We start from the raw sequence: 6,373 nt of genomic DNA, 5'->3' as shown, positions 1-6,373 counted from the left end.
TTCGAGCAGCGAAGCATCGTCGTTGAACCAGCTCGCCACGATGACGCCGGCAAACACAGGATCGCAATCGATGCGGTAGCGGGCGATCCGCTCGCGGATGCGCTGGACCGCAGCCTCGCTCATCAGGTATAGCTCGCGAGCGCGTTCGTGGCCAAGCTTCTGTTGCAGCGAACCCGGATCGCGGCTGAATCCACCAGATACGAATCCGGCGTTGCGCCCGGACGCCCCATGTCCTATGGCCTGTGCCTCCAGGACGACCGTGTCGCGCTGGCCTCGTTCGAGCAGACTCAGCGCGGTACCCAGTCCGGCGAAGCCACCACCGATGATGACGATGTCGGCATCGGCGTCAGCTTTCAGGGGAGGGAATGCGGGCTGGTGGCCGGCGCTGGCGTCATAGAAAGTGCCGACGTCCAGATTCATGTCACGCGAAAGTTGATGAACTGCCACGGATCGGTTCGGTCCAGGGGCTCATCGAACAGCGACTCGCGATCGCGCAACGGCGTCCAGTCAGTGTGGACGCCCACCACGTCGCCCAGGTACGGTCGGATCATGGCCAGCACCGGCGCGAGCGGCAGGTCATCTGGCTCGATGACGCCGAGGTCGGGATGCTGGATGATCCACGACATGCCGGCCACGATGGGTGCCGCCACCTGCAAGGATGTGGCACTGTTGAATGGACACAAGCCGCGCGCCTGCTCGATCGACAGTTGCGAGCCATGCCAGTACGCCCAGTCGCGGCCGCGAGAGCGGCCCATGAGCAGCACGCCCAGTTCGTCACGTCCTTGCACGATGTCATCGCGAAGAATGGTCTGATGCTTCTGCATCTTCCACTGGCGGCCGGACAGTTCGTGCACTGAAAGCACGGCGTCCTCGCAAGGGTGGTAGGCGTAATGGACGGTCGGCCGATAGCGTGGCTGCTCACGGTCGCCCAAGGTGAGGTGATCGGCAATGGAGATGGATTCCGCATGGCTCACCAGAAAGCCGTGGAATGGCCCTGACAGCGGCGCCCAACTGCGCACGCGTGTGGCCATGCCGGGCCGCTTCAGGTAGATGGCTGCCTTGCAACCCTTCTCCTGTCGAGCCCCATCTTCCGGAAAGTGCCGCTCGTGTGTGCCCCAACCCAATTCGGCGGGCTGCAGCCCCTCGCCGACAAAGCCCTGAACTGACCAGGTGTTGATGAATTCATCTTTCCGCTTCGGACGATCGACTTGCTGTGAGTCGCGCTCCGAAACGTGAATGGTGCGCAGGCCCAGCTGTAGCGCCATCTCTGCCCAGCCTTCACGTGTCTCGGGCGCCGAAGTGCCTGAGAGATCCAGCAATGCCTGTTTCACGAGCAAAGACACCATTCCCGGATTTGCGCCCATCGTAATGAGCGCCGTACTGTCGCGCCGATCCGGGCGGCGCAATGCCAATGCGTGCTCCCTCATGGCGTAGTTGGTCCGCTCGGATAGAGGCCTTGACCTGTCCGTCGACTCCCCAGGCCACGACTCCGTTGAAGCGTCTATGTACAGCAGGCCACGGTCTCGGCAAAACGACATCAGGTCGATGCTGCCGACATCGACCGAAAGATTGAGGAGGAGGTCGCCGGCTTTGAGTCTGTCGCCCAGGGCGCCCTGGATCTGCCCACGCTCAATGCGAGCCGAATGGAAACCGACCCCCAGTTCAAGGGCCGATTCGGTGCCCTTGCTGGAAGGCTTGATGATCTCGATCTGCGAGGGTTTTACCGTGATATGGCGAAAGAGGAGAGGCAACACTGCCTGGCCTATGCTGCCGAAACCGAGCAGAGCGATGCGGCCATCAAAGTCAGTCGTGGCGGATTCCTTGCGCATGCGTAGCAAGGGGCAACAAGCATGCCTGCACAAGCCCCCGAAGCGCCATGGTCTTCGACGAAGGAGGTTCAGACTCCCAGCGCAGCCAGCATCAGGAACGCCATGAACAGCACGAAATGTGTCATGCCTTCGATGGCATTCGTCTCGCCGTCGTGCACGTTCACCATCGCGACGATCAGGGTGATGAACACCATCACGGTCTGCGACGGCGACAAAGCCATGTGAATGGGCTGGCCGGTAACCAACGCCAGCGCCTCGATGACCGGCACGGTCAGGATGACGGTCGACAGCGACGCGCCCAAGGCAATATTGACGACCGGCTGCATGCGGTTGGCCAAGGCCGCGCGGATGGCGGTCAAGATCTCGGGGCTCGCGGAGATCGTCGCGACGAGCAGGGGCGTGACGATAGGCGGCACGCCGCTGCCCGCAAGACCTGCATCGAGTGTGCGAGACATTACCTCGGACAAAAGGCCAATGAGCACGATCCCGCCGGCGAGGAAACCGATGGGGGTGGACAAGGGCTGCGGCGCCTGGGTCGGCACGACCGGTCCAATCGCCGGCCGAGGCTTCGCATGTTGGGCATAGCTGTAGCTGAAGAAGTAGCTGTGCCGCCCGGTCTGCATTTTTAGGAAGAGGCCGTACAGCAGCACCATCACGACGATGGTGAACACCGAGTAGCTGCGCCAGTGCTGACTGGGAATGAACGCCGGCAAGACCATGGACACGCCAATGGCGGTCAGGATCATCACGATGTACGTGTTGCCCGAATCCACGTTGTACGGTTGCTCGCCGTGGCGAAGCCCGCCCAGCAAGGCGGACAGGCCGAGCAAGGCATTGATGTCCAGCATCACCGCCGAATAGATGGTGTCGCGGACCAGGGTCGGCGAACTGGTGTGGCCCATCATGATGGCCAGGATCACCACCTCAACCAGGACCGCGGCCAAGGTCAGGATCATGGTCCCGTAGGGCTCGCCGACCCGCTCGGCCAGTTCCTCGGCGTGGTGCGCGACACGGACCGACGCGAGAAGTATTGCGAGGATGAGCGCGATCGCCGCCACGAGCGAGACGGCCTGCCCCGCAGCGAGGATGCTGTGCTCAAGGGGAAAGGCGATCACCGCCGCGAGGACGCCAACGACGAGCTGGATTTCTTGGCGAAGCAGTGCGCGCATGGATTGGAGGAGGAAAGGGACGCGAGATCATATGCAAGCTTGACGAAGCACATGGTGAATCCCAAGCCTCCTATCGTGACTACCCAACTCTCTCGTATGAACATAACCATTGCGGCAGGAAATGCCGTTATGAAGAGGTTCATGTCGAGGCTTTTGCCGGCACTGCAGGCCTACCTGTCGCGGACAGCGTATGTGCTCTGCGGACGGACAGGCGAACACATCCTCCCCGCGCAGACGCCGGGAGTAACTAGCGCTTGGCGCCGCGCAGCATCAGCATCAAACCCATCAGCACCGCACCCGCCGCCATCTACTCGCACGACGTCACCGCTTGTCCGGCAATCGCCACCCCCAGGACTATTGCGATCACCGGATTCACAAAGGTAGCTCGAAGCCAACCCCGCCGGCGCATTGAAGCGCTGAGAATTGCTCCCTCTCGGGGGGGAGAGCAGGGGTGAGGGGTGGTCAGAAAAATGAATTCGTTTGCCCCCCACCTCACCCTCACCCCAACCCTCTCCCTCGCCGGGAGAGGGAGAGGGAGTAACGCGCAGCAGCAGCACCCGCATCAAACCCATCAGCACCCGCCGCCATCTGCTCGCACGACGTCACCGCTTGCCCTGCAATCGCCACCCCCCAGGACCATCGCGATTACCAGATTCACAAAGGTACGGCTCGAAGCCAACCCCGCCGGTGGAGTGGGGCAGAGTGCTGGCCAATCGCTACTCAGTCGACGCTACCCCGTGCCTCGGGGACGTCTACCTCGGACTTGACCTCGGGGATGTCGTCGGGCGCTTCTGCAGGGTCAGCAGGGTCGCTGAAGTTGGCGAGGTAGTTGTCGCCGTAGTCGGCCAGCACCTGCGCGTGGGGTCTGTTGTCGCCTGCCGGGAACAAGTTGTCCAGCGCAACGAGCGCCACTGCGGCCTCATTGCGGAGCACGCCCTTCCTGTCGGTCAGCTCCAGATGGAAAGGCAGGAACAGCGCGTTGATGCGCTCCTTGTCGTAGGCGGGTTCAGGATGGGCCGGGTCTGGCCGGCGCAGCGCGGTGTTGGCAAACGCCAAGCTGTTGGTGCAGCCCAGGCCCGCGTAGGTCACCGGCGTTGTCTTGCCGGCCCCGCCCCAGTTCGGGCGGCCGCGCCGCCGTCGCGGCCGCCGGTTAGCTTCAATCGCATACTGGTCGCTCAAGGGGTGCGTGGCCTGCGCCTGCTGACGCTGATGCTCGTTTTCCAGCACCTTGCCCATGTAGAAGCCCAGGATGCGCCCGTTTCTCAGCGTGGGGTATTGCGCCGGGTCGCTGGGGCGTGGCGCGAACAGGCCGTATTGGCCGATCAGCATTTGTTCGTGGTCCTGCACATCGGTGGCGCTCAGCTGTCTCGGCTGGCAGGGCGGGTTGGTGCGCGGCTGCTCTTTGATGAGCCGCTCGAATTCCTCCTTCGCATTGACGGCGAGCGCCCGCAACGCTGTGTCGAGCTGGCTCGGGTTGAGTGGCAAGCGCGGGTCGTTTGCACGCAGCTCATGCAAGAACTCGAGCGCATCCTTGTCGTCCAGCACGATCTTCTTGAGCGCCACTTTGTCATGGCATTTGCCGTCGTCACCTGCGTAGCGAGAATGCGCGCGGCTGGGGTTTTTGGCGTCGCGCAGCGGAAACTTGTCGTCGTTGCCCGGGACGGGCTCCATGCGGTGGTGCACGATCACCCCACCGGTCTTGGCCAGCGCGGGCGTCCACGTCGGCGTGTCTCCGGTCAGGTCGCACACCTCTCCGATTTCTTCATAAAAAGCGGTACGCGCCTGGTCCAGCGGTGTTTCCACCAGCAGCGGTATGCGCACAGTCGGCGGTCGGTCGATCGCCTCGAGCTTGACCGGTCCAGAAGCTGCGATGGGCGAGAGTGCGGGGGATTGCGGCGCGTCGTCGGCTGGATCAAGCTCAAGACTCAGGTCGAACGTCGGTCGCGACGCTGCCGCCGGCCCCGAGCCGGGCAGATCGGCCGGAGCGGCTTGCGCCGCGCAGGCCGACGATTCGCCCTGGGGCAGCGCACCCGGCAGCAGCAGTTGGTTGATCTCCTCAATCAACCGGTAGAAGTTATCCTGCTCCTGCACGGAGTCAAGCTCGACGAAGACAAGTCCAAGCTCCTGCTCGCTGCGCCACTGGCCCGAGGAGTCGATCAATAGAGACAACCCAGGGAAGCCTGGCTCTGCGTCTTCAAGGAAAACCGATTGCTGCCGGATCTGCAAGATCAGCCGCGCCAGCTCCTGCCGGCGCGCTCCAAAGTCGAGGACGTCAAGGGGCGCCGCGCGGTGAGCCGGGGCCTCACTACGCTTTAGCTGGGGCCTGTCCATTGCCGCTTGGAACGCATCAGCCACGGGTGAATGGCTCTCTCGGATGGCCCGCAGCTTGTTGTAGATGGCCCGGGCGGGCCGGTTGTCAGAAGCCGTGCTGAGCGTGCCGTTCGAAGTGAAGGCGTCGGCGAAGCTGCGTTTCATTCCCGGGCGGTTGGATATCGCAAACGGCGTTGCCCTGCGTTCCTTCACTTCGAGGATCAATGGAATGAGCTTCTTCAAGTCGCTGGCGAACTTATCGAGGTGCGGTCGCCGCTCCGGTGGGGCCGTCGCCGCATCGAAGTCGTCGGCCACCTTCGGATGGCTCTGCCGGATGGCCTGCAGCTTGTTGTGAATGCCCTGGGCGTGGACGTTGGCATGGGGTGGCCTGAGGGTGCCGTCCCGGGTAAAGGCGTTGACGAAGCTACCGGTCATCCCCGGGCGCTTGGTAATTTCCGCTAGAGTTGCCCGGCCGGTCTTGAGTTCAAGGATCAAGGGGATGAGCTTCTCCAGGTCGTTGGCGGCACGCTCCAATCCCGAGGGTGGCGCCGTCAGTGGGTCGATCGCCTCTTCGAAATCCTTGGCCACCTTCGGATGGCTCTTCCGGATGGCCTGCAGCTTGTTGTGAATGCTTCGGGCGTTAGCGTGTGCAGAGGCTGGCTTGAGGGTGCCGTCCGGGGCGAAGGCGCCGGAGAAGCTACTAGTCATCCCCGGGCGGCGGGAGATTGCCCTCGGCGTTGCCAAGCCGGCCTTGACTTCAAGGATCAACGGGATGAGCTTTTGAAGGTCGCTGGCATACCTCTCGAGAAACGCCGGGGAGTGGTACGTCGAGCTTGCGACCGGTTCAGCCCCTTCGGACGGGCTCCCAGACGGAACATGCGCGCCACGCGGGGGTAACGTGCCCTGGCGTGGCGCAACATCGACGCCATCTTGCCCGGCCACGTAACCCGCATCCGTGCGCCGGCGAAGGGCTTCGGGTGCGACCAATGCGGATGACGCTGGACGCGCTTGCCGTGCGGCGGATGGCTCTTCGGGAGGTGGCGAAGTCGAACCGGCCTTTCGCTT

General features: G+C 63.3%; 4 protein-coding genes. All 4 read right to left on the bottom strand.

Annotation, left to right across the window (positions count from 1 at the left end; genetic code table 11):
• The coding region (locus tag AC30NL_RS00310) for an NAD(P)/FAD-dependent oxidoreductase (RefSeq protein ID WP_489462019.1) at positions 1-420 on the bottom strand (420 nt) is incomplete at its 3' end.
• Positions 417-1,829: a saccharopine dehydrogenase C-terminal domain-containing protein gene (locus AC30NL_RS00305; protein ID WP_489462018.1), complete on the bottom strand. Its 1,413-nt coding sequence runs from the start codon at positions 1,827-1,829 to the stop codon at positions 417-419. The genes AC30NL_RS00310 and AC30NL_RS00305, both read right to left, overlap by 4 nt.
• Positions 1,830-1,897: 68 nt before the next feature.
• On the bottom strand, positions 1,898-2,998 hold the full coding sequence (locus AC30NL_RS00300; protein WP_489462017.1) for a calcium:cation antiporter: 1,101 nt from the start codon (positions 2,996-2,998) through the stop codon (positions 1,898-1,900).
• 720 nt (positions 2,999-3,718) lie between these two features.
• On the bottom strand, positions 3,719-6,016 hold the full coding sequence (locus AC30NL_RS00295; protein WP_489462016.1) for a hypothetical protein: 2,298 nt from the start codon (positions 6,014-6,016) through the stop codon (positions 3,719-3,721).
• Between the last annotated feature and the right edge of the window lie 357 nt (positions 6,017-6,373).

The sequence above is a fragment of the Rhizobacter sp. genome (genome assembly GCA_021153565.1).
Classification (GTDB): domain Bacteria; phylum Pseudomonadota; class Gammaproteobacteria; order Burkholderiales; family Burkholderiaceae_C; genus Albitalea.
Note: the sequence above shows the minus strand (reverse complement) of the source record. Positions and strands in the feature narration are given on the sequence as shown.

Coding starts and splice junctions, on each gene's coding strand:
- AC30NL_RS00305 (WP_489462018.1), bottom strand. CDS start 1,829: ATGCGCAAGGAATCCGCCACGACTGACTTTGATGGCCGCATCGCTCTG.
- AC30NL_RS00300 (WP_489462017.1), bottom strand. CDS start 2,998: ATGCGCGCACTGCTTCGCCAAGAAATCCAGCTCGTCGTTGGCGTCCTC.
- AC30NL_RS00295 (WP_489462016.1), bottom strand. CDS start 6,016: ATGACTAGTAGCTTCTCCGGCGCCTTCGCCCCGGACGGCACCCTCAAG.